This window comes from Micromonospora avicenniae, assembly GCF_900156065.1.
Taxonomy (GTDB): domain Bacteria; phylum Actinomycetota; class Actinomycetes; order Mycobacteriales; family Micromonosporaceae; genus Micromonospora; species Micromonospora avicenniae.
In genome coordinates, this window is record NZ_FTNF01000013.1 from 25,444 (window position 1) to 47,825 (window position 22,382).

Sequence of the window (22,382 nt, forward strand, 5' to 3'; positions counted from 1 at the left end):
CGACAGGAGGTCGCTGGTGGGTTGGCTCGACCGGGTCGAAGACCAGGTTGACGCGCTGACGCGGTCGAGGGCGTTGCAGGAGGCGAGCCGGTCCGCCGAGGCGTACACCGTGCTGGAACATGTCCTACGCACCACAACCGATCCGCGCACCCGCGCCGACGCCATGGTTCAGCGCCTCTCCGCGCTGATCAATCTCGGCCGCACCGCCGAGTTCACCCGCGCCATCGAGGAGGCCTCGGCGGCCGTACGCGACCTCGCCGAGCCCTACCTGCACGGGCACGTCAACGCGCTGGCCGCGCTGGCCGCCCACCACCAGGGCGCGCTCGACCGCTGCGTCACCCACCTGGTCAAGGCCGCCCGCGCGCTCGGCGCCGTCGAGGACCCGGACCGCGACACCGCCTGGGGCTGGCACGACCTGGCGATGGCGTACTCCTACCTCAGCTTCCACGGCTACGCCCTCGGCGCGATCGAGCGGGCCCGGCAGCTGGGCATGGCCGCCGGCATACCCGAGGAGACGTTCGCCGCGCCGGGCATCCGCCTGCGCAACGCCGTCGCGCTCGACCACAACGGCGACAGCGACGGCTGCCTGCGGGTGCTGCGCGACGTGGCGGGCGACCTCGCCCGTTTCCTGCGCGGCGGACGGGCCGGCCAGCTACGTCCGAGCAGCCTCGCCGCGTACGGCTACGCCGCCGCCCGACGGGCAGCGCTCGGCGACGAGATCGAACACGGCAGCGACGCCGACCCCACCCGGCTGCTCGCCCACGGTGGCGACAGCGCCCGGGCCCGGGACATGCGTGAACTCGGTCACGTGTGCCTCGCCGTCGCCGCCGGCCGGCCGATCGAGGCGGTGGCCCGGCTGGACACCATCCGGGTCTCCAGCGAGACGCTCGGGGCGGCCGAGCCGGCCCGGTTGCGCAGCATCGCCCTGTCCCGCGCCGGTGACCACGCGCTCGCCCACCGGGCGGACCGGCTGGCGTTCCGGCTGGCGGCACAGCGCAACGACCGGCTGCGGGACGTCTACATCGACGGAATCGCGGCCCGGATCGACCACGAGGAGATGCGCCGGGAGGCCGCCCGCTACGAGGGTGAGGCGCTCACCGACCCGCTGACCGGCCTGCCCAACCGGCGCCGGCTCGAACGCTACATCGCCAGCGTGGTGGCGCGCGGCGAGCAGGTGGTGATCGGGGTCTGCGACCTGGACGGCTTCAAGGCGGTCAACACCCGGCACGGGCACCACTCGGGTGACCTGGTCCTCCAGCGCATCGCCGGCGTGATCAACAGAGTGATGCGCCGGGGCGACTTCGTGGCCCGCTACGGCGGCGACGAGTTCGTGGTGGTGCTGCCCGGCGCCGGCATGAGCGAGGCCGCCGAGGTGGCCCGCCGCGTCGGCGCGGCGGTGGCGAGTGAGGACTGGGAGGCGCTGGTCCCCGGCACCCCGGTCGGGGTGAGCATCGGCTTCGCCGAGGTCTCCGGCACCGGGCCGCAGCTGCGTGACGCGCTCAGCACCGCCTTCGAGATCGCCGACCGCGAAATGCTCCGAGCCAAGACCCGCCCCCACGCCTCCTAACCCCCACCCGCGCGCTCCGCGCGCCCCCAGGCCCGCCCAGCCCCGGTCTGCGCGTGATCAAGAGGTTCGCGTCAACAGGGAGATCGAACGTGACGCGAAGCTCTTGATCAGCGGGGAGGGCGGCGGGGGAGAGGGGGTGGGGGGTGGGGGGGTGGGGCGGGGGGGTGAGAGTTAGCGGCGGGTTAGTTCGGTGTCGCCGGACAGGCGGGCGGCGCGATCCGCCTCGGCCAGCGCGTCGAGCACGCCGTCCAGGTCACCGGCGAGGGCCAGGTCCAGGTTGTACGCGGTGTAGCCGATCCGATGGTCGGTGATCCGGTTCTGCGGGAAGTTGTACGTACGGATCCGCTCCGAGCGGTCCACCGTGCGCACCTGCGCCTTACGGGCGTCCGAGGCGGCCGCGTCGGCCTGCTCCTGCGCCGCCGCGAGCAGCCGGGCCCGCAGGATCCGCATCGCCTGCTCCCGGTTCTGCAGCTGCGACTTCTCGTTCTGGCAGGAGACGACGATTCCGGTCGGCACGTGGGTGATCCGGACCGCCGAGTCGGTGGTGTTCACCGACTGCCCGCCGGGTCCGGACGAGCGGAACACGTCGATCCGCAGGTCGTTCGGGTCGATCGTGACGTCGACGTCCTCCGCCTCCGGCAGCACCAGGACGCCGGCCGCGCTGGTGTGGATGCGGCCCTGCGACTCGGTGACCGGCACGCGCTGCACCCGGTGCACGCCGCCCTCCCACTTGAGGCGGGACCAGACGCCGTTGCCGCCCTCCGGCACACCCTTTGTCTTGATCGCCAGCGAGACGTCCTTCACCCCACCGAGGTCGGAGTCCTGGGCGTCGATCACCTCGACCAACCAGCCCCGGCGCTCCGCGTACCGGGTGTACATCCGCAGCAGGTCGCCGGCGAAGAGCGCCGACTCCTCGCCACCCTCACCCGCCTTGATCTCGACGATCACGTCCTTGGCGTCGTGCGGGTCACGCGGGATCAGCAGCTCCGCCAGCCGCTCCTCGAGCGCCGGCAACGTCACCGCGATCGACTCCGCCTCGGCGGCGAACGACGAATCCTCGCCGGCCAGCTCCCGCGCGGCGGCCAGGTCCGCGCGCGCCTGGGCGAGCTCACCTGCCGCCTTGTGCAGCGGCACCAGCTCGGCGTAGCGGCGACCGACCCGGCGCGCGACAGCCTGGTCGGCGTGGATGGCCGGATCGGCCAACCGCTTCTCCAGGTCCGCGTACTCGTCGAGAAGGGCGGCCAGACGCTCGCTGCTCATGCTGCGGATGCTCCTTCGACGCGGGCGGACGGACGGCGTACCGGGTGGAAACCGGCGGGCATACGGACGGCGCCCGCGTCCGGCGGAAACCGGACGCGGGCGCCGAACGTGGAGTTACTTGGCCTTCTTGGCCTGAACCTTGGCGTACTTCTGCTGGAACTTCGCGACCCGACCGGCGGTGTCCAGCACGCGCTGCTTACCGGTGTAGAACGGGTGGCAGTCGCTGCAGGTCTCGACGCTGATCACGCCGCCCTTGGCGGTGCTACGGGTCGTGAACGTGTTGCCGCAGGAGCAGCGGACCTCGGTGGTCACGTACTCCGGGTGAATGTTGGGCTTCATGTCGCCTCGGTCCTTTCGTCGGTGGTCGCCGGGTCGCCCTCGCCACCCGCCGCACGTACGACGGGCTCAGGCGTGAACCGGAACCGGTGGCCGATTGACCAGTGTGCCATGGGTGCGGCCTGGGCCCGTCACCGGGCGCACAGCTGGTCCGCCCTCGACAACACACGGCGTCCTACTGGCATTCCCGTCCGCCCGCCGGGCATTCACCGGCACGCGACCCACGTCGGTCGTGCCCCGGGCGGGGTACGACCGGGGACGGACGACGGCTGCCGGACGACGAGCGCACGGAGGTGAGCACGCGATGCCCCGCCTGATCGCGACCCGCGGGCTACCCGCCTCGGGGAAGACCACCTTCGCCCGTACGCTCCAGCCGTCCGTGGTCCGGGTGAACCGCGACGACCTGCGCCGGATGCTGCACGGCGAGCGGTTGTTCACCCAGTGGGCGGAGGCGCAGGTGACCACCGCTCAGCGCGCCCAGGTCGAGGCGCTGCTGCGCGCCCGGGCCGACGTCTGCGTCGACGACACCAACCTGCGCTCGCGAACGCTGCGGGACTGGGCCGACCTGGCCGCCCGGTACGGGGCCGAGTTCGAGGTGCACGACTTCACCGACGTCCCGTTGGCGGAGTGCCTGCGCCGGGACGCCGGGCGCCCGGCGGAGGACCGAGTCGGCGAGGCCGCGATCCGCCGGCTGCACGAGCGCTACCTGGCGGGGCGCCCCTTGCCGCTGCCGGTGCCACAGGCACGTACGGGCCGCCCGAAGCAGGTGCACCGCGCCCCGACCGGAGCACCGGAGATCGTCCTGGTGGACATCGACGGCACCGTCGCGCTGAACGTCTCACGGAGCCCGTACGACATGACCCGGGTCGGTGCGGACGAGCCGAACGAGGCGGTGATCGCCGCGGTCCGGGCCATGCACGCGGCGGGGTACGGCGTGGTCTTCTGCTCCGGCCGGGACGCCTCGGCGCGCGCCGACACGGTGGTGTGGCTGGAGCGGCACGTCCGGGTGCCGTACCTCGCGCTGCACCTGCGGGCGGTGGGCGACTCCCGGAAGGACTCGGTGGTCAAGCGGGAGATCTACGAGCGGGAGGTGCGGGACCGCTACCGGGTGGTCGGCGTCTTCGACGACCGGGCGCAGGTGGTCCGGATGTGGCGTTCCCTGGGCCTCACGGTGTTCCAGGTCGCCGACGGCGACTTCTGAGCGGGAGAGGCCCCGGCGACCGGGGCCCCTCCCCGCGTGTTCAGGCGGCGGCGCGCGCCGCCGTGGTGATGGTGGTGTCCGCGCGTACCCCGTTGACCGTCACCGCCAGCACCAGCGAGGCGCCGGGACGCAGCGCGGTGAGCCGGCCAGTCGCCGGATCGAACCAGGCCACGTGCCACGGCCGCAACCCGGTCACCGGCCCGATGTGCACGTTCGGAGACGCGGACCAGTCGGCGCTCACCGGCGCGGCCACCGGGACGGCACGCCCACCCGGTTGGGTCAGCGTGGCGGTGACCGTGACCGGGCTGCCGAGCGCGACTGCGGCCGGGGCGCTCACCGTGAGCCGGTCGGTGTGTGCGTGCACCTCGGCCGTCACCCAGCTCGGTCCCTCGGCCACCTGGTCCCGTCGGGCCCGGTCGGCCTCCGCCGGGCTGACCGGGTCGACGCCGAACTCGGTCCAGCCGGTGAAGCCGCCCCGATCGGCCGGGGTGGACGGCGTCTTGCCGGAGTTGCCGTTGATGACGTACGGCACCCCGTCCACCCGCTCGGCGTGGAACGTTCCGACGTGCCCGCCCACGAAGAGCGCGCCCTTACCCGTACGGTGCTGGAAGTCGGCCAGCCACTGTTCCAGCAGCGCCGCCTCCTTCCGGTCACCGAGCTGGCTCGCCTGCACGGGGCTGGGATCGCGCGGCGGGTGGTGGTGCAGCACCACCACCGAGCCGACCGCCGGGTCGGTGGCCGCCGAGTCGAGCGCCTCGCGCAGCATCCGCACCTGGTCGAAGCCGCCGCCGCGCAGCGAGCCGGTGGAGGTGTCCAGCGTGACGAAGCGGGTGCCCTCGTGGTCGAAGACCCGCGACGTGTCGCCGAAGACGGCCCGGAAGTTGCTGATCGGGGCGCCCATGATCTCGTGGTTGCCGGGCACGTAGTACCAGGGCAGTTCGTCCCCCAGCTCCTCGTCCAGCAGCCGCTTCGCCAGCTCGAAGTCGGCCGGGTACGCGGTGTCCACCAGGTCACCGTTGATCACCAGGAAGTCCGGCCGGGCCGCCCTGATCTCGCGCAGCGTACGGCGGGCCTGGGCGACCAGTTCGCTGTCCGGATCAGCCGCGACGAACTGGGCGTCGGACATCACCGCGAAGCGCCACGGTGCGGCGTCGACCGTGCCGTCGGTGACCACCACCCGGTCGGTGCTCGCCTCCTCGGCGGGTACGTCGACCGACGGGGGCACCTTGGCCACCAGGTCGTCGATGACGATCTCGCTGGTGTATTGAGCGTCGGCGTTGGTCTCGGCCACGTAGAAGCGCCGCACCCGCACCGGATACTGCACGCCGGCCGGGACGGGGAACTCGACGTACCGCCAGCCGGTCCAGGTGATGTACGGCCCGCGCAGCACGTGCTGGGTGTCCTGCGCGTCGTGCAGGTGCAGGCTCGGCCACTCCCCCCTGCCGTTGCCGTGGATCCACATCCCGAACGCCTGTGGCTGACCGGGGACGTCGATCCAGGCCGGCGGGTCCGCGTACGCGGCGCGGGTTCCGGTGGACTGACTGAAGTCGTACGAGAGCTTCAGGCCGGTGCCGGTGTGGCCCGGCGCCGGCGCGACGGATCCGCTCGCCCGGGCCTGGCTGAACTTCCAGGCGGACGCGTCCTCGAAGTCCGCCACCGGCTGGTCGGTCAGCCCGATGGTGACCGGAACGACGACCCTCTTCTGTCCTACCTGGACGGTTACCAGGGCGGCGCCGGTGTCGCGCAGCGCGGTGACCGTGAGATTGCCGTCGTCGTCCGGCGTGATCCGCAGCAGGTCGTGGTCGTACTCCAGGTTCAGGTCGGCGGGCTCGATCGGGGCGGTGTTCCCCTCGGCGTCGCGCCCGACCACACCGAAGCGCCCGGTGCCGTCGAGGCCGGTCAGGCCGACCCGCTCGACAGTGGTGTCGATGCCGGCCAGCGGCCCGAGCACGGTGAGGTCGAGCGATCCGGTGGCGGCGCCCCGGCGTGCGGTGACGGTCGCCGGGCCGGGCAGCAGGGCGTGGAACACGTTGTCGCCGTCCACCCGGCCGCGGGCCGCCGGTCGGGTCTGCCAGCTCGGTCTGCCGGCTGCCGGACCGTACGTCTCGTCGTGGCCGGCCGCGGTGAGCCGGCGGGTGAGTCCCGGGAAGACCCGGTCGGGCCGGCCGCCCCGGACCGGGGAGACGCCGGGCGCCGCGGTCGGGTCGCCGGCGGTCTCCACCCAGTAGCCGGTGAGCCGCCCGCTGCCCGTCGGGGCGTAGAGGGCGAGGCCGTTGGGGACGGGGCGCTCGGTGCCGTCCGAGGGGCTGTTCTCCACCTGGACGGCCGCCGCACCCGGCTCCCGGGCGAGCAGCGTCGACGAGCCGCCGCCGTCGAGGTTGAGCGCGTTGTGCGCGCCCAGCTCGGCCATCATCCGGCCCATCTCGGTCTGGGTGACGCCCCGGCTGTCGACCTGGCGCCCGTCCACCGTCAACATGATCATTTTACGACCGTCAGCGGTGAAGCCGACCGCCGTGCGCGGAGCCAGCGACGGGTCGGAGATCGTCTGCACCAGGCCGTCCCGGACCAGCACGTTGCCGCCGCCGACCGCGGCGTGCAGGTTGCCGCCGTCGGACGGTTTCGGCTGCCAGGCCACGCTGACCGGGTCACCGGGACGCAGCCCGGCGAGCGCGTCGGCGCCGGCCTCCCGGCCGAGCAGGACGGTGGTCCCGGCGGGGATGGGCCCGCTGCCCGCCGCCGGGTCCACGCGGGCCACGCGGCCGTCGACCACGGTGACCTCGGTGACCCGCGCCGCACCGGCGACCGCACGCTCCCGGGTGTACGTACCCCAGAGTGCGGTGAACACGCCGACGCCGCCGGTCTGAACCATGTTGTTGAACTGGGTGAGCGTGACCGGGCCGGCGGGCAGGGTGGCGGTGCCGTCGAAGTTCACCTCGACGACCCGGCCGATGCCCTGGCTCGTCACCGCCACCGCGTTCTGGTGCCCGCTGACCGCCGACTGGATCAGTTCGCCGTCGCGGATGCCGACGCCCTGCGCGGCTCCGGAGTTGTTGATGTCGAAGAAGTCGCCGTTGACCGCGGCGACCGCGCGGGTGCGGTTCGCGGCGGCGCGCAGCGGCTCCGCCCGGCTGACCGCGCCCGAGTTGACGTAGTCCACGGTGACGCCGCCGCTGAGGTCGGCGGTGAGGGCGTCGGCACGCAACCAACCTTCCGCGTCGTACCGATCGAACGAGGTGAGCTGGACCCCGGGGGCGACCGGACGGCTGGCCTTCGTGGTCTCCAGGCCACCCGCCGGCTCGATGCCGCTCCGGTCGCTGGCGGCCACGCCAGGCCCGGTGGCGGTCACCGCGGCGGGTGCGGCGGTGACGGGCGCGGCGGTGGCGGGTGGCGGGCCAGCCACGGTAAGCAGTGGCGTCAGCAGCAGGACGCCGGCGAGGTGGGCGGATCGTCTGCGGGTACGCATGGACGACAGTCAACCCGACAGTGAATAGAAGTTTCAAGAGCAGCTGGACCAATGGAAGAAAGCTGCACTCGTGTCCGGCGATGTCGAACTCCGGGACAGTGACCAAGCGTCACCGCTCACCAGCCGATGACATCCACTCACGCCTCCTTTGCTCTGCACCCCTATCCGCACCAGCAACGGAATGTCACCGGTGCCAGGTGACACCGGCCGAGGCCGAGCGGGCTCGGCGGACGCGACTACTGCCTGTCACCGGCACGAGCGGGGAGTAAGCTCACTCACAGTATCCGTCCCGAGTGGAGCGACGAGCCGGCGGTCCGCCGGTACAGCAGGAGGGGCACGGCCAGACGGCCGTGCCCCTCCTGTCGCCTCCTACCCGGGGATCACTCCCCCGGCGTGGACTTCGCGATCTGCATCAGGAACTCGATGTTGGTACGCGACTGCTTGAGCCGGTCCAGCAGCAGATCCAGTGCCGCCTGCGAGTCCAGCGAGTGCAGGACCTTGCGCAGCTTGTGGATGATCGCCAGCTCCTCCGGCGCGAGCAGGACCTCCTCCTTGCGCGTGCCGGACGGGTTGATGTCGATCGCCGGGAAGACCCGCTTGTCGGCGATCTTCCGGTCCAGCTTGAGCTCGGCGTTTCCGGTGCCCTTGAATTCCTCGAAGATTACCGTGTCCGCCATGGACCCGGTCTCCACCAGCGCGGTGGCGAGGATGGTCAGCGAGCCGCCGTTCTCGATGTTCCGCGCCGCGCCCAGGAAGCGCTTCGGCGGGTAGAGCGCGGTGGAGTCGATACCACCCGACATGATCCGGCCGCTGGCCGGCGCCGCCAGGTTGTACGACCGACCGAGCCGGGTCACCGAGTCGAGCAGCACGACCACGTCGTGCCCCAGCTCGACCAGGCGCTTCGCCCGCTCGATCGCCAGCTCCGCCACCGTGGTGTGGTCCTGCGGCGGACGGTCGAACGTGGCCGCGATGACCTCGCCCTTCACCGACCGCTGCATGTCGGTGACCTCTTCCGGCCGCTCGTCGACCAGCACCACCATCAGGTGGCACTCCGGGTTGTTGCGGGTGATCGCGTTCGCGATCGCCTGCAGCACCATCGTCTTACCGGCCTTCGGCGGCGAGACGATCAGCGCCCGCTGGCCCTTGCCGATCGGCATGACCAGGTCGATCACCCGGGTGGTCAGGATGTGCGGCTCAGTCTCCAGCCGCAGCCGCTCCTGCGGGTAGAGCGGAGTCAGCTTGTAGAACTCCGGCCGACGCCGGGCCTCCTCCGGCTCCATCCCGTTGATGGTGTCCAGCCGCACCAGCGGGTTGTACTTGTCGCGCCGCTGCTCGCCCTCCCGGGCGGCACGGACGGCGCCGGTGATCGCGTCACCGCGGCGCAGGCCGTACTTCTTGATCTGCGACATCGACACGTACACGTCGTTCGGGCCGGCGAGGTAGCCGGTGGTCCGGACGAAGGCGTAGTTGTCGAGCACGTCGATGATGCCGGCCACCGGGACGAGAACGTCGTCCTCGCCGACCTGCGGCTCGCGACCGCCGCCGTCGCCCTCGGAGCGCTCACCGCGGCCGCGGCGACGGTCCCGGAACCGGCTGCGCCGGCCGCGCCGGCCGCCGCCCTCGCCGTCGTCCTCGCCGTCGATCTCCCGCTCGGCGCGCTGCCCCCGGTCACCGCGATCGTTGCGGTCCGCGCGCTCACCGCGCTCGGCCCGCTCGCCACGCTCGGCACGCTCGTTGCGGTCGCCACGCTCGGCCCGCTCACCGCGCTCGGCCCGCTCGGCCCGCTCACCGCGCTCGGCACGCTCACCGCGCTCGGCACGCTCGTTGCGGTCGCCGCGCTCGGCTCGCTCACCGCGCTCGGCACGCTCATTGCGGTCACGCCCGCCGCGGCCCTCACCCCGGTCGGTACGCTCGCCGGTCTCGGCCGCCTCGGTACGAGTCTCGGCAGCGCGTGTCTCCTCGGTGCGCGCCCGGCGCCGGCCCCTGCCGCGACCCTCGGTCTCGACTGCGGCCTGCTCGGCGGGTGCCGCCTCGGCGGTACGCCGCTCGGCCTTCGGCCGCTCGGTCGTCTCCCGCACCTCTGCGTGCACCTCTTCACGGGCGGGAGCGGTCGCGGCCGCAGCCGCGACCTCGGCCCGAGGTCGAGGGGTCCCGGCGGCGGCGCCGCCCTGCCGCTCGGTGATCGCGCTGATCAGCTCGCCCTTGCGCATGCGGGCCGTGCCGGAGATGCCGAGCGACGCGGCCAGGCTCTGGAGCTCTGGCAGCAGCATCGCCGACAGACCGGTGCCGCTACGCCGCCGACGAGCGGGAGCGGCGGTGGTGGCTTCGCCAGCGACGTTGGAAACATCCGACGTCACGTCGGTGGTGTCGCTCAATGGATTCCTTCCCTCGATAGGCCGTGACTGCCCGGAGTCGACAAAGCAGGTGGCCGGGCGGCCTCGGTGCACCCGCCTCGCGTGAACGCGTCGCGGGAGTCTGTGACACAGCAGCCGGTCGGTTTCCGACTCACCAGCCTCGGTGAGCAGGTCTCGCCGTCTGCGGCGACCTGTGGAAACTGCGGTGCGGCGTGGCCTTGGCAGGGGTGGCGGGCTGACCGCCGAAAGCTTCGGGGGTGCGCCGACCCGCAGGAAGATCGCATGCTTCGCGGCTGTGCTAAGTCTAGAGCGTAATCAACTCTTCCGACCTGCGGCAACAGGGTCCCGCTCGGCGTGTCCAAGTCTACCCCGGGCGACCCGGGCACCGCTGACATCTATCGGTAACCGCAAGACCTGCCAGTCTCTTCCCGCTTCGAAGCCCTCGGGCGGGGCGCTGAGGGCCAGCACGCTGGGCCCCGCCCCACTGACCACAGCTGCCACACCTGCCTCCCGCAGCTCGCTGACCAGGGCGGCCGTGGCCGGCAGCCCGCCCGCACGGTAGTCCTGGTGCAGCCGGTCGACGGTGGCCGGCAGCAGCAACGCCGGCTCGGCGGTGAGCGCGTGCACGAGCAGAGCCGCCCGCCCCGCGCCCAACGCGGCGTCACCGTGCGGCACGGTGGCCGGCAGCGCCGCCCGGGCCACCGCTGTCAGCCCCCGCCCGCCGGGCACGAAGACCGTCGGGCGTACGCCCTCGGCGACCCGACGGGTGACCGCGCGGGCCCCGGACGGCTCCGTCCAGGCGATCGTGAAACCCCCGAGCAGGCAGGGCGCGACGTTGTCGGGGTGCCCCTCCAACTCCGCGGCGAGCCGGAGCACGGCCTCGTCGTCGAGGCGGCGCTCGCCCTCCACGACCAGGGCCCGGGCCAGCAGCACACCGGCGACGATCGCCGCGGACGAGGAGCCCAGACCCCGTGCCTGCGGGATGCGGTTGACGCACTCGACGACGAGCCCCGGCGGGTGCGCGCCGAGCCGGTCGAAGGCCGCACGCATGGACCGGACCACGAGATGGCTGTCGCCGCCGGGCAGCTCGCCCGCGCCCTGCCCGGACACCGTGACCCGGACCCCCGACGGGGCGATCTCGGCCGACACGTCGTCGTAGAGCCCGAGGGCGAGCCCCAGCGCGTCGAAGCCCGGCCCCAGGTTGGCGCTGGTCGCGGGAACCCGGACCCGGACCGGCCCGACTTCGAAGTTCTTCGGCACCGGCTCATGCTATGGCCCTGCCCCGACAGTCCCACCGTCCGCCCGACCCCTGAGATTCGATCATCGTCAGGACCGGTTCCGCCCGCACGCCTGCCGGGTTGGCCGCCGGCGTCGCTCGGGCCGGCGGCCCTGGCCGGCGCCGGCCCGAACGTCGTGCCCGGCGACCTGCCGCCGCCGGCACCGGCCCACCCGGCTCCGGGCCGATCAACGGGCCGGTTCGGGAACCGGATCGGTGAGCGAGAGCCGCCGGGTGGCGATCCGCCAGCCGACGGCGTACACCAGAGTGACCAGGCCGCAGCCGGCGAGGATCACACGCTCGTCCACCGTGTCCACCACCAGCGCGACGGCGAGCTGGCTGATCGCGATGGCCAGCGTCGCCAGCATCATGTCGGTGGCGAAGACGCGTCCCCGCAACCGGTCCGGCACCTCGCCCTGCAGGGCGTAGTTCGACATCACCCAGTTGCTGCCGCCGGCGAAGTGCGCCACGAAGACCAGCAGCAGCACGAGCGGAAACCAGCCCACCAGGGAGCTACCGAGGTAGGCCAGCCCGTACAGGGACATCGACAGGGCCAGGCCGGGCAGCAGCAACGCCCGGTTGGTGAGCGCCCGACGCATCAGGATGGGCCCGACCAGCGCGCCGGCACCCCGTACCGCGAAGAGCAGCCCGGTGCCGGCCGGTCCGGCCCCGTACACGGCGGCCAGCAGCGGGAACACCGTCAGCACGCCGTTGCCCAGGCCGACCGCCGACTTCACGGTCACCAGCGCCAACACCCGCGGCCGGTGTCCGATGTAGCGCAGTGCCTCGCTCACCGCGGCCCAGGCCCGCTGCGGCGTCTCGCCGGCCTCCCGCGGCGCCTGCAACGGCCGGCGGATCGTCGCGGCCAGGATCGCGGCGAGCGCCAGGCCGACCGCGGCGATCCAGAAGCAGGCGTACGGCCCGACCCGGTCGCTGAGCACACCGCCGAGCGAGGCGCCCACGACGGTCATGGTTCCCCACGCCGAGCCCGCGACCGCGTTGCCGGCGGCCAGTTCGTCCGGGTCGAGGACGTTGGGCAGGGCGGCCTGGGCGGCGGGCGAGTAGAAGCCCTTGGCGACCGCGATCACGCCGATCGCCAGCAGCGCGAGCCAGGCGGTGCCCGCGCTGTGGACGCCCAGCAGGAGCAGCACGCCGACCAGCGCGGCCACGTTCGCGACCATCATGATCTTCCGCCGGTCGAACCGGTCGGCGATCGCGCCGGTGAACGGCAGCAGCAGCGCCACGACGCCGGTGTCCACGGCGAGCACCAGCGCTCCCCACACTCCGCTGCCCGTGAGATTCGGCAGCAGCACCAGCAGCGGAACCATGACGAACCAGTCGGCCCCGAAGACCACCAGCTCGGCGAGGAACAGGTTGCGGAAGTTCCGGTTGCGGGTGAGGACCGACAGGGTGGACGCCACGGAGCAGGACCCTACTCCGCCTGCCGGAACGCTCCCAGGTGGTGACCCGTCCGTCCCGAATGGCGCGCCCCCGGCGGGTCGAACCCGCCGGGGGCGCGCCTGGCCGTACGCCGACTACTCGGTGGGCGGCAGCGGGGAGGTGCGGCTCTTGGGCAGCTTGAGCACCTCGAACTGGTCCGTGCCGTCGACGAGCGCCGCCGAGGGCGCGGGTCGCGACTCCACGCCGCCTTCCGGCCGGCTCCCGTTGCCGTTGCCATCGCCCGTGCGGGCACCGGCGAGCACCGGCTCCGGCACGGCCGCCGGGTCCGGCGCGTCGGTGGGCTCCGGCGCCGCGGGCGAACCGTCCGCGCGCCGCCGGCGCCGCGCACGCACCGACTCCTTGGTGTTCTCGACCATCGTGTAGAGCGTCGGCACCAGGAGCAGCGTCAGCAGCGTGGAACTGAGCAGACCGCCGATCACCACGACCGCGAGCGGCTGCGAGATGAAGCCACCCTCGCCGGTGAGCCCGAACGCCATCGGCAGCAGCGCGAAGATGGTCGCGACCGCCGTCATCAGGATCGGCCGCAGCCGGTGCCGGCCGCCCTCGACGACCGCCTCCCGCACGCCCAGGCCCTGCGCCCGGTACTGGTTGATCAGATCCATCAGCACGATCGCGTTGGTCACCACGATGCCGACCAGCATGAGCATGCCGATCAGCGCGGGCACACCGAGCGGGGTCCCGGTGACCAACAGCAGACCGACCGCACCGGTGGCCGCGAACGGGATCGAGATCAGCAGGATCAGCGCCTGGATGAGGCTGCGGAACGTGGCCACCATGATCAGGAAGACGATCGCGATCGCGACGAGCACCGCCAGCCCCAGGTCGCCGAACGCGTCCGCCTGGTCGGCGCTGACACCCCCGATGACGATGGTCGCCCCGGGCACGTCGATGCCGTCGAGGCGCTTACGCAGCTCCTCGGTGGTCGCCCCGAGGTTCGACCCGGTGGCCGTACCGGTCACCGTGACGCTGCGCTCGCCGTCGATCCGGCTCACCTGCTGCGGGCCCTCGGCACGCTCGACGGTGGCGATGTCCCCCAGCTGCACCGGCCCGACCGGCAACGCACGCAGCTCGTCGATGGTGAGCGGCGGCTTGTCGGAGAGGCGGAGCACCACGTTCTGCTGGTCGCCGTCGAGGGTGACCTGCCCGAGCGGGGCGCCCCGGAACGTCTGCGCCACCAACTGACCGACGGCCGCCTCGGTGAGGCCGGCCCGGCCGGCCTTGACCCGGTCGACCGTGACGTCGACCCGCGGCACCCGATCGGCGAGGCTCGTGGACACGTCCGCCACGCCCGGCGTACCGGCCATCGCCTCCTCGGCCGCCTTCGCGGCCCGGTCGAGCGCCTCGGGCTCGGCGGCCTGGACGACGACCTCCAGGCGGCTCGCGGACGCGTCCTGCCCGCCGCCGAAGGTGAACTCGCCGGCGTCGGGTCCGAGGGCGTCGAACTCCTTGCGCAGCGTCTCGCGCATCTGCTGGGCGTCCGTGTCGTCGCCCAGCGCGAGCGACCAGCTGGCAACGTTGTTCCGGCCACCACCCAGCAGCGGGTTGTCGCCGCCGCCGGCCGTCACCTGGTACGTCTCGACGCCGTCGGTCCGCTTCAGCACCGCCTCGACCTTGCCCGCCGCCTCGTCGGTGGCGGCCAGGCCGGTGCCGGCCGGCAACTCCTGACGGATGCTCAGGGTGTCCTGCCCGGAGTCGTCGAGGAAGTTCGTCTCCAGCTTGCCGGCGAGGCCGAACGTGCCGAAGAGCACGAGCACACCCAGCCCGACGGTGATCCACCGGGTGCGCCGGGTACGGGTCGCGAACCCGATCGCCGGCAGGTACGCCCGTTGCAGCGGACTGCGCAGCTCCTTCTCCTCCGCGGCCCGGCGCACGGCGTCGTCGTCCGGCGTGCCGCCGGACGGCTTCAGGAACCAGTACGCGAGCACCGGGATGACCGTGAGCGCGACCAGCAGCGAGGCGAGCAGCGCAACGGTCACGGTGATGGCGAACGGCGCGAAGAGCTGCCCGACGAAGCCGCCCACCAGGGCGATGGGCGCGAACACCGCGACCGTGGTGAGGGTGGACGCGGTGACCGCGCCGGCCACCTCACGTACGGCGTCGACGATCGCTTCGCGCTTCGCCTCGCCGTACCCGAGGTGCCGTTTGATGTTCTCCAGCACCACGATCGAGTCGTCCACCACCCGGCCGACCGCGATGGTCAGCGCGCCGAGGGTGAGCAGGTTGAGCGAGTAGTCACCGATCCAGAGGGCGATCAGCGCGACCAGCACCGACAGCGGGATGGAGACCGCGGTGACCACGGTGGAGCGCACCGACAGCAGGAAGACCAGGATGACGATGACCGCCATCACGAGGCCGAGCAGCCCCTCGGTGGTCAGGCTCTCGATGGACTTCTCCACGAACGGGGCCTGGTCGAAGACCACGGTCAGCCCTGCGCCGGACGCGTCGCGCAGCGCGTCGAGCCGGTCCCGGATCTCGTGCGAGATCTCCACCGCGTTGCCGTCGGGGCTGGCCGTGACCGCGATACCCAGGCTGTCCTCGCCGTTGGTCCGGGTGATGGCGGTTGCCGGCGCGAGCGTCTCCTCGACGGTGGCCACGTCACCGAGCCGGACCGGGGCCGGTCCGGGCGCGACGACGATGCCGCGCAGGTCGTCGAGGGTGGCCACCGGGGTGCCGACCTGCACCGGCAGCGCCTGGCCGCCGTCGGTGACCGTGCCCGCCGGCATCGACACGCCGTTGGTCTTCAACGCCGTACCGATCGCGGTCGGGTCGAGCTTCGCGGCGGCCAGCTTCGCCAGGTTCGGCTTGACGACCACTGTGTCGCTGCGGGTGCCGGTCAGTTCGACGGTACGCACACCGTCGATCGCCTCCAGCTCCGGCAGGACGCTGGCGCGCAGGTTGTCGGCGAGGGCACGCTCGTCGCCGCCACCGGTCGCGGCGAGCACCACGGCCGGCAGGTCGTCGGTGCTGCCCGCGAGCACCTGGGGCTCCACGCCCTCTGGCAGTTGCGCGCCGATCCGGTTGAGCGCGGTCTGCATCTTGTTGACCGTGTCGTCCAGGTCGGTGCCGAACTCGAACTGCACCTGGACGGTTGCCACGCCCTCACGAGATGTCGAGGTGACCTTCTCCAGTCCGGGCAGACCCTGGAAACTGTTCTCGATCGGCTCGACGACCTGGGATTCGACGATCTCGGGTGTCGCGCCGGGGTACGCAGCCATGACGAAGGCGGCCGGGAACTCCAGCGACGGCAGCAGTTGCTGCTTCAGCGACGGCACGGCGAACAGTCCGAACACCGTGGCCACCACCGCGATGAGGGCGACCAGCCCTCTGTTGGCGAGGCTTGATCTGGCGAGCAGCGACATCGGCCTGGCTCACTCCTAGAAAAATTTGCAGGGCATGCAAAGTGTGCCCGACCCGCTTCCCTCCCTCCGCGCCGGGTACTGACCAGTACCCCCAGCCCTCGGTGCGCCCCACACCCGCCTCGCACCCGCCTCGCACCCGCCCCGCACCCGCCTCGGTGATCAAGAGGTTTGCGTCACGCCGTTCGGCGTGTCGCACCGCAAACCTCTTGATCAACAGCGAGATAGGACGGGCCGGAGGGAGGGATGGAGGGAGGGGTCAGGCCAGGTCCAGGGAGCGGGCGGCGGAGAGGGGGTCGTTGGGGATGGTGATCGGGGCGGGGGCCGTCGAGATCGCCCACTCCGGGTCCTTGAGCCCGTGCCCGGTGACCGTGCAGACCACGGTCGCCCCGGTCGGGATCCGTCCCGCCGCCGCCTGCTGCAGCAGCCCGGCCACACTGGCCGCGCTGCCCAGTTCCACGAAGACCCCGACCTCCCGGGCGAGCAGCCGGTACGCGGAGAGGATCTCCCGATCGGTCACCGCCGCGATCAGACCGCCGGAGGCCTCCCGGGCGTCGATCGCCCGGGTCCAGCTCGCCGGATTGCCGATCCGGATCGCGGTGGCGATCGTCGACGGCTCACGTACCACCTCGCCGGTGACCAGCGGCGCCGCCCCAGCAGCCTGGAAACCGTACATCTTGGGGGCGCGGGTGGCCCGCCCGTCCGACAGCTCCTCCGAGTAACCCATCCAGTAGGCGGAGATGTTGCCGGCGTTGCCGACCGGCAGGCAGTGGATGTCCGGTGCGTCGCCGAGCGCCTCGACGATCTCGAACGCGGCGGTCTTCTGGCCGTGCAGTCGGTCGATGTTCACCGAGTTGACCAACGCCACCGGGTAGTCCTGAGCGAGCTTGGCGGCCAATGCGAGGCAGTCGTCGAAGTTGCCGTTGACCTGGAGCAGCCGCGCGCCGTGCACCAGCGCCTGGGCCAGCTTGCCCAGCGCGATCTTGCCCTGCGGCACCAGCACCGCGCAGGTCAGGCCGGCGCGGGCCGCGTACGCGGCGGCAGAGGCGCTGGTGTTCCCGGTGGACGCGCAGATGATCACCTTGTTGCCCGCTTCGACCGCCTTGGAGACCGCGACCGTCATGCCGCGGTCCTTGAACGAGCCGGTCGGGTTGGCCCCCTCCACCTTCAGGTACACATCACAGCCGAGCCTCGTGGAGAGCACCGGCGCGGGCAGCAGCGGCGTGTTCCCCTCGTGCAGGGTCACGACGGGCGTGGCGTCGGTGACCGGCAGCCGGTCCCGGTACGCCTCGATCAGACCCCGCCACATGTCGCTCTCCTCGCCTCTCCCGCCCCACCGACCAGGGGCACGCCAAGCCTGGACCAGCCTGCCGGACCGGCCCGTGCACCACCCCCCGTTACCCACCTGGCGGGACGCCGGTGCGCCAGCACCGCCGGGCACCACCCAAGCCGGTGGGCCCTCATCGCCGGGCACGCCCACGCCCGTGCGACCGTACCGCCACCAGCGCCTGCGCCCGGGCCACCACACGGCGGCCCCGCCGGGGTGGAGCCGCCGGGGGACGCGGACGCCCGCCCGGACGACGACGTGGCCTCCAATCGGGGCCCGGCAGCCGCCGCCGGCGACGAGCGCCCGTCACCGGGTCAACGAGTCACGCCTCGCCCTCGACCCGGAGCACGCTTGTCACCGACCGGACGATGTCCAGGCCACGCAGCTCGGAGACGGTCGCGGCGAGCGCGGCGTCCGGCGCGACGTGGGTGACGATCACCAGGTCGGCGTCCGCGCCGCTGCCCGGGGCCGAGCCCTCCGCCGGCCCCTGCCAAACCGTCGCGATCGACACGTCGTGCCGCGCGAAAACGCCGGCCACCGCGGCCAGCACGCCGGGCCGGTCGGCCACGTCGAGGCTCACGTGGTAGCGGGTGAGCGCCTCCCCCATCGACCGCACCGACAGGTCGGCGTACGCGCTCTCGCTGGCCGCGCGCACCCCGGCGAGCCGGTTACGGGCGACCGCCACCACGTCGCCGAGCACCGCGCTGGCGGTCGGCGCCCCACCCGCGCCCCGGCCGTAGAACATCAGTGGCCCGGCCGCCTCCGCCTCGACGAAGACCGCGTTGAACGCGTCGCCGACGCCGGCCAGCGGGTGGGTCAGCGGGATCATCGCCGGGTGCACCCGGACGTTGACGGTCTCCCGGCCGGCCGCGTCCACGCCCCGGGCGGCGAGACAGAGCAGCTTGATGGTGCACCCCATCGCCTTGGCGCTGGCCACGTCGGCGGCGGTGACCTCGGTGATCCCCTCCCGGTGCACGTCGGCGGCGCTCACCCGGGTGTGGAACGCCAGCGAGGCGAGGATCGCCGCCTTCGCCGCCGCGTCGAAGCCCTCCACGTCGGCCGTCGGGTCGGCCTCGGCGTACCCCAGCTCGGTCGCCTGCTCCAGCGCCTCGGCGAAGCCGGCGCCGGTGGCGTCCATGGCGGAGAGGATGAAGTTGGTGGTGCCGTTGACGATGCCGGTCACCCGGGTGATCCGGTCCCCGTGCAGCGACTCGCGCAGCGGGCGCAGCAACGGGATCGCGCCGGCCACCGCGGCCTCGTAGTAGAGGTCCGCGCCGCCCTCGGCGGCCGCGTCGTGCAGCGCCCCGCCGTCCTCGGCGAGCAACGCCTTGTTGGCGGTCACCACGCTCTTACCGGCACGCAGCGCCTCGACCAGCCACTCGCGCGCCGGCTCGATGCCGCCCACCACCTCGACCACGACGTCCACGTCGTCCCGCTTGATCAGGCCGAGGGCGTCGGTGGTGAAGAGCGACGGGTCCACCGGCAGCTCGCCGCGGTCCCGATTGATCCGGCGTACGGCGATGCCGGCGAGCTCCAGCGGGGCACCGATCCGGGCGGCGAGGTCGGCCGACTGCTCGTGCAGCAGCCGCACCACCTCCCCGCCGACCGTGCCGCAGCCGAGCAACGCCAGGCGCACAGGTGAGGTCATCCAACATCCAATGCGAGCAGGTCCTCTTCGGTCTCCCGCCGGACGATCAGACGCGCCTGGCCGTCGCGCACCGCGACCACCGGGGGGCGCGGCACGTGGTTGTAGTTGCTGGCCATGCTCCGGCAGTACGCGCCGGTGCCGGGCACCGCGACAAGATCTCCGGGCTGCACGTCGGCGGGCAGGAATTCATCCTTCACCACGATGTCCCCGGACTCACAGTGCTTTCCCACCACGCGGGCGAGCATCGGCTCGGCGGCCGACGCCCGGGAGGCCAGCGTCGCGGAGTACGACGCGTCGTACAGCGCGGTGCGGATGTTGTCGCTCATTCCGCCGTCGACGCTCACGTACGTACGGATGCCGTCCACGTCCTTGACCGTGCCCACGTCGTAGAGGGTGAACATGGCCGGGCCGACGATCGCCCGGCCGGGCTCGATGGAGAGCTGCGGTACGGCCAGCCGCTCGGCCTCGCACTCACTGTCGACGATCTTGCGCAGCCGCTTCGCCAGGTCGTGCGGCGCGGCCGGGTCGTCCTGCGTCGTGTACGCGATGCCGAAGCCGCCGCCCAGGTCCAGCTCGGGCAGCTCCACCCCACGGGCGTCGCGGATCTGCGCCTGCAGGGCGAGCACCCGCCGGGCCGAAACCTCGAAACCGCTGGCGTCGAAGATCTGCGACCCGATGTGCGAGTGCAGGCCGCGCAACTCCAGCACATCCTCGTCGAGGATCTTGAAGGCCGCCGCGGCAGCCGCCCCGCCCGCCAGCGAGAAGCCGAACTTCTGGTCCTCGTGGGCGGTGGCGATGAACTCGTGGGTGTGCGCCTCGACTCCGACGGTGACCCGGACCAGCACCCGGGGGCGTACGCCCCGCTCACGGGCCAGCGCGGTCAGCCGGTCGATCTCGGCGAACGAGTCGACGATGATCCGCCCCACCCCGGCGTCCACCGCCCGGGTCAGCTCGGCGAGCGACTTGTTGTTGCCGTGGAACCCGATCCGCTCCGCCGGCATCCCGGCCGCCAGCGCGACGGCCAGTTCACCGCCGCTGCACACGTCGAGGTGCAGGCCCTCCTCGTCGATCATCCGCACCACGGCCCGGCAGAGGAACGCCTTGCCGGCGTAGTAGACGTCCACGTCCGGGAACGCGGTCCGGAAGTCGCGGCAGCGCGAGCGCAGGTCGTCCTCGTCCAGCACGTAGACCGGGGTGCCGAACTGGGCGGCGAGGTCGCGCACGCTCAGGCCCGCGACGGCGAGCGACCCGTCGGCGCCACGCCGGACGTTGCGCGGCCAGAGTTCCGGCACCAGAGCGTTGACGTCGGCCGGCGTACGCAGCCAGGCCGGCCCACGGGTGCCGATCTCACCGTGCAGCGCGCCTGCCTCGTGAGCCCGCATGATTCGTTACATCCTCTCCGGTGCGGAGACGCCGAGCAGGTGCAGGCCGTTGGCGATCACGGTGCGGGTGGCGTCGTTGAGCCAGAGCCGGGCGCGGTGCAGGTCGGTGATCTCCTCGTCGCCCTGCGGCAGGACCCGGCAGTTGTCGTAGAAGCGGTGGTACGCCTGGGAGAGGTCCTTCTCCAGGTAGTGCGCCAGGCGGTGCGGTGCGCGCAGCTCGGCGGCGGCGGCTACCACGGCGGGGAACTCGGCGAGCGCCTTGAGCAGCTCGTTCTCCTTCTCGTGGCCGAGCAGCTCCGGGCGGAACGCGTCGGCGTCGCCCCGGGTCAGACCGACCTCGGCCGCGTTGCGACCCACGCCGGCGGTGCGCGCCGCCACGTACTGGACGTAGTAGACCGGGTTGTCACGGGTGGCCCGGGTCCACAGCTCCACGTCGATGTCGATCGGCGAGTCGCTTGAGTAGCGAGCGAGCGCGTAGCGGGCGGCGTCCACGCCGATCGCGTCGACCAGGTCCTCCAGGGTGACCACGGTGCCGGCCCGCTTGCTCATCCGCATCGGAGCGCCGTCGCGGACCAGATTGACCAGCTGGCCGATGAGGATCTCCAGGTTGCGCTCCGGGTCGTCACCGAAACACGCGGCCATCGCCTTCATCCGGCCGATGTAGCCGTGGTGGTCGGCGCCCAGCATGATCACGACCCGCTCGAAGCCGCGCTCGCGCTTGTCGAGGTAGTAGGCGCAGTCGGCGGCGAAGTAGGTCCACTCACCGTTGGACTTGCGCAGCACCCGGTCCTTGTCGTCGCCGAACTCCGTGGTGCGCAGCCAGGTCGCGCCCTCGGCCTCGAAGACGTGGCCCTGCTCCCGTAGGCGGGCCAGGGCGAGGTCCAGCTCGCCCCGGTCGTGCAGGTCCTTCTCGTTGAAGTACGTGTCGAACTCGACCCCGAAGTCGCGCAGCGAGGAGCGGATCTCGTCGAACATCAGCGCGACGCCCTCGACCCGGAAGACCTCCTGGGCCGCGGTGTCGTCGAGGGAGAGCACGTCGGGCCGGCGGGCCTGGACCTCGGCGGCGATCTCCGCGATGTACGCCCCGCCGTAGCCGTCCTCGGGCGCCGGCTCACCCTTGGCCGCGGCGAGCAGTGAACGGGCGAACCGGTCGATCTGCGAGCCCGCGTCGTTGAAGTAGTACTCGGTGCCCACGTCGGCGCCGCTGGCCCGCAGGAGCCGGCTCAGCGCGTCGCCTACCGCGGCCCACCGGACCCCGCCGATGTGCACCGGGCCGGTCGGGTTGGCGGAGACGAACTCCAGGTTGATCCGCTGCCCGGCGAGCCGCTCGCTGCGCCCGTACTCCGCGCCGGCCTCGACGATCACGCGGGCGAGCTGCCCGGCGGCGGCCGCGTCCAGCCGGATGTTGAGGAAGCCGGGGCCGGCGATCTCCACGGACTTGACGCCCGGCGCCTTGCCCAGCTCGTCGGCGAGGGCGCCCGCCAGCTCCCGCGGCGGCCGGCCGACCTTCTTGCTCAGCTGCAACGCCAAGGTCGAGGCGTAGTCGCCGTGTTCCGGGTTCCGGGGTCGCTCGACGGTGGTCTCCCCGGGCAGCACGGAGGGGTCCAGACCCCGTTGGGTGAAGACGGCGTGGGCTGCGGCGAGGACGACCTCGGCGAGTTCTGCGGGAGTCACCGATACATGTTATCGGGGGTAGACTCGGTCCCCGCGGCGGCGACCCGTTGTGCGTACCAGACCCGCCGGCTCCCTGA

The 22,382-nt window shown here is 72.5% G+C and carries 13 protein-coding genes; 2 read left to right on the plus strand and 11 right to left on the minus strand.

Annotated elements, in window-relative coordinates; translation table 11 throughout:
- The first annotated feature begins 16 nt into the window (after positions 1 to 16).
- Complete coding sequence (locus BXA10_RS19880) at positions 17 to 1,567, plus strand: GGDEF domain-containing protein (RefSeq protein WP_076471951.1); 1,551 nt, start codon at positions 17 to 19, stop codon at positions 1,565 to 1,567.
- A 171-nt stretch (positions 1,568 to 1,738) separates the two neighbouring features.
- Here BXA10_RS19880 and prfA read toward each other — a convergent pair whose 3' ends face one another.
- Complete coding sequence (gene prfA, locus BXA10_RS19885; RefSeq protein WP_076471953.1) at positions 1,739 to 2,827, minus strand: peptide chain release factor 1; 1,089 nt, start codon at positions 2,825 to 2,827, stop codon at positions 1,739 to 1,741.
- 114 nt (positions 2,828 to 2,941) lie between these two features.
- Positions 2,942 to 3,166 (minus strand): 50S ribosomal protein L31, encoded by a 225-nt coding sequence (gene rpmE, locus BXA10_RS19890; protein WP_076471955.1) that lies wholly within the window; start codon positions 3,164 to 3,166, stop codon positions 2,942 to 2,944.
- A 301-nt stretch (positions 3,167 to 3,467) separates the two neighbouring features.
- Here rpmE and BXA10_RS19895 point away from each other — a divergent pair, with 301 nt between their 5' ends.
- Positions 3,468 to 4,364 carry a phosphatase domain-containing protein gene (locus BXA10_RS19895; protein ID WP_076471958.1) on the plus strand — a complete coding sequence of 299 codons (897 nt, stop codon included), beginning with the start codon at positions 3,468 to 3,470 and terminating at the stop codon, positions 4,362 to 4,364.
- Positions 4,365 to 4,404: 40 nt separating this feature from the next.
- Here BXA10_RS19895 and BXA10_RS19900 read toward each other — a convergent pair whose 3' ends face one another.
- The 9 genes from BXA10_RS19900 to argS all read right to left on the minus strand — a co-directional run bounded on the left by BXA10_RS19900 (position 4,405) and on the right by argS (position 22,305).
- Positions 4,405 to 7,827 (minus strand): phosphodiester glycosidase family protein, encoded by a 3,423-nt coding sequence (locus tag BXA10_RS19900; protein ID WP_076471960.1) that lies wholly within the window; start codon positions 7,825 to 7,827, stop codon positions 4,405 to 4,407.
- 380 nt (positions 7,828 to 8,207) lie between these two features.
- Positions 8,208 to 10,202 carry a transcription termination factor Rho gene (gene rho, locus BXA10_RS19905; protein WP_076471962.1) on the minus strand — a complete coding sequence of 665 codons (1,995 nt, stop codon included), beginning with the start codon at positions 10,200 to 10,202 and terminating at the stop codon, positions 8,208 to 8,210.
- Between the two features lie 294 nt (positions 10,203 to 10,496).
- Positions 10,497 to 11,441 carry a homoserine kinase gene (thrB, locus tag BXA10_RS19910; RefSeq protein ID WP_076471965.1) on the minus strand — a complete coding sequence of 315 codons (945 nt, stop codon included), beginning with the start codon at positions 11,439 to 11,441 and terminating at the stop codon, positions 10,497 to 10,499.
- Between the two features lie 204 nt (positions 11,442 to 11,645).
- Positions 11,646 to 12,878: an MFS transporter gene (locus tag BXA10_RS19915; RefSeq protein WP_076471968.1), complete on the minus strand. Its 1,233-nt coding sequence runs from the start codon at positions 12,876 to 12,878 to the stop codon at positions 11,646 to 11,648.
- Between the two features lie 114 nt (positions 12,879 to 12,992).
- Positions 12,993 to 16,277 (minus strand): efflux RND transporter permease subunit, encoded by a 3,285-nt coding sequence (locus BXA10_RS19920; protein WP_076471970.1) that lies wholly within the window; start codon positions 16,275 to 16,277, stop codon positions 12,993 to 12,995.
- Positions 16,278 to 16,533: 256 nt separating this feature from the next.
- Positions 16,534 to 17,583 (minus strand): threonine synthase, encoded by a 1,050-nt coding sequence (gene thrC / locus BXA10_RS19925; RefSeq protein ID WP_076471973.1) that lies wholly within the window; start codon positions 17,581 to 17,583, stop codon positions 16,534 to 16,536.
- Positions 17,584 to 17,923: 340 nt separating this feature from the next.
- Positions 17,924 to 19,237 (minus strand): homoserine dehydrogenase, encoded by a 1,314-nt coding sequence (locus BXA10_RS19930; RefSeq protein ID WP_076471975.1) that lies wholly within the window; start codon positions 19,235 to 19,237, stop codon positions 17,924 to 17,926.
- Between the two features lie 8 nt (positions 19,238 to 19,245).
- On the minus strand, positions 19,246 to 20,631 hold the full coding sequence (gene lysA, locus BXA10_RS19935) for a diaminopimelate decarboxylase (RefSeq protein WP_076471977.1): 1,386 nt from the start codon (positions 20,629 to 20,631) through the stop codon (positions 19,246 to 19,248).
- A 6-nt stretch (positions 20,632 to 20,637) separates the two neighbouring features.
- Positions 20,638 to 22,305 (minus strand): arginine--tRNA ligase, encoded by a 1,668-nt coding sequence (argS, locus tag BXA10_RS19940; RefSeq protein ID WP_076471980.1) that lies wholly within the window; start codon positions 22,303 to 22,305, stop codon positions 20,638 to 20,640.
- Positions 22,306 to 22,382 lie beyond the last annotated feature (77 nt).

Coding starts and splice junctions, on each gene's coding strand:
- prfA (WP_076471953.1), bottom strand. CDS start 2,827: ATGAGCAGCGAGCGTCTGGCCGCCCTTCTCGACGAGTACGCGGACCTG.
- BXA10_RS19920 (WP_076471970.1), bottom strand. CDS start 16,277: ATGTCGCTGCTCGCCAGATCAAGCCTCGCCAACAGAGGGCTGGTCGCC.
- rpmE (WP_076471955.1), bottom strand. CDS start 3,166: ATGAAGCCCAACATTCACCCGGAGTACGTGACCACCGAGGTCCGCTGC.
- thrC (WP_076471973.1), bottom strand. CDS start 17,583: ATGTGGCGGGGTCTGATCGAGGCGTACCGGGACCGGCTGCCGGTCACC.
- BXA10_RS19900 (WP_076471960.1), bottom strand. CDS start 7,827: ATGCGTACCCGCAGACGATCCGCCCACCTCGCCGGCGTCCTGCTGCTG.
- lysA (WP_076471977.1), bottom strand. CDS start 20,631: ATGCGGGCTCACGAGGCAGGCGCGCTGCACGGTGAGATCGGCACCCGT.
- BXA10_RS19895 (WP_076471958.1), top strand. CDS start 3,468: ATGCCCCGCCTGATCGCGACCCGCGGGCTACCCGCCTCGGGGAAGACC.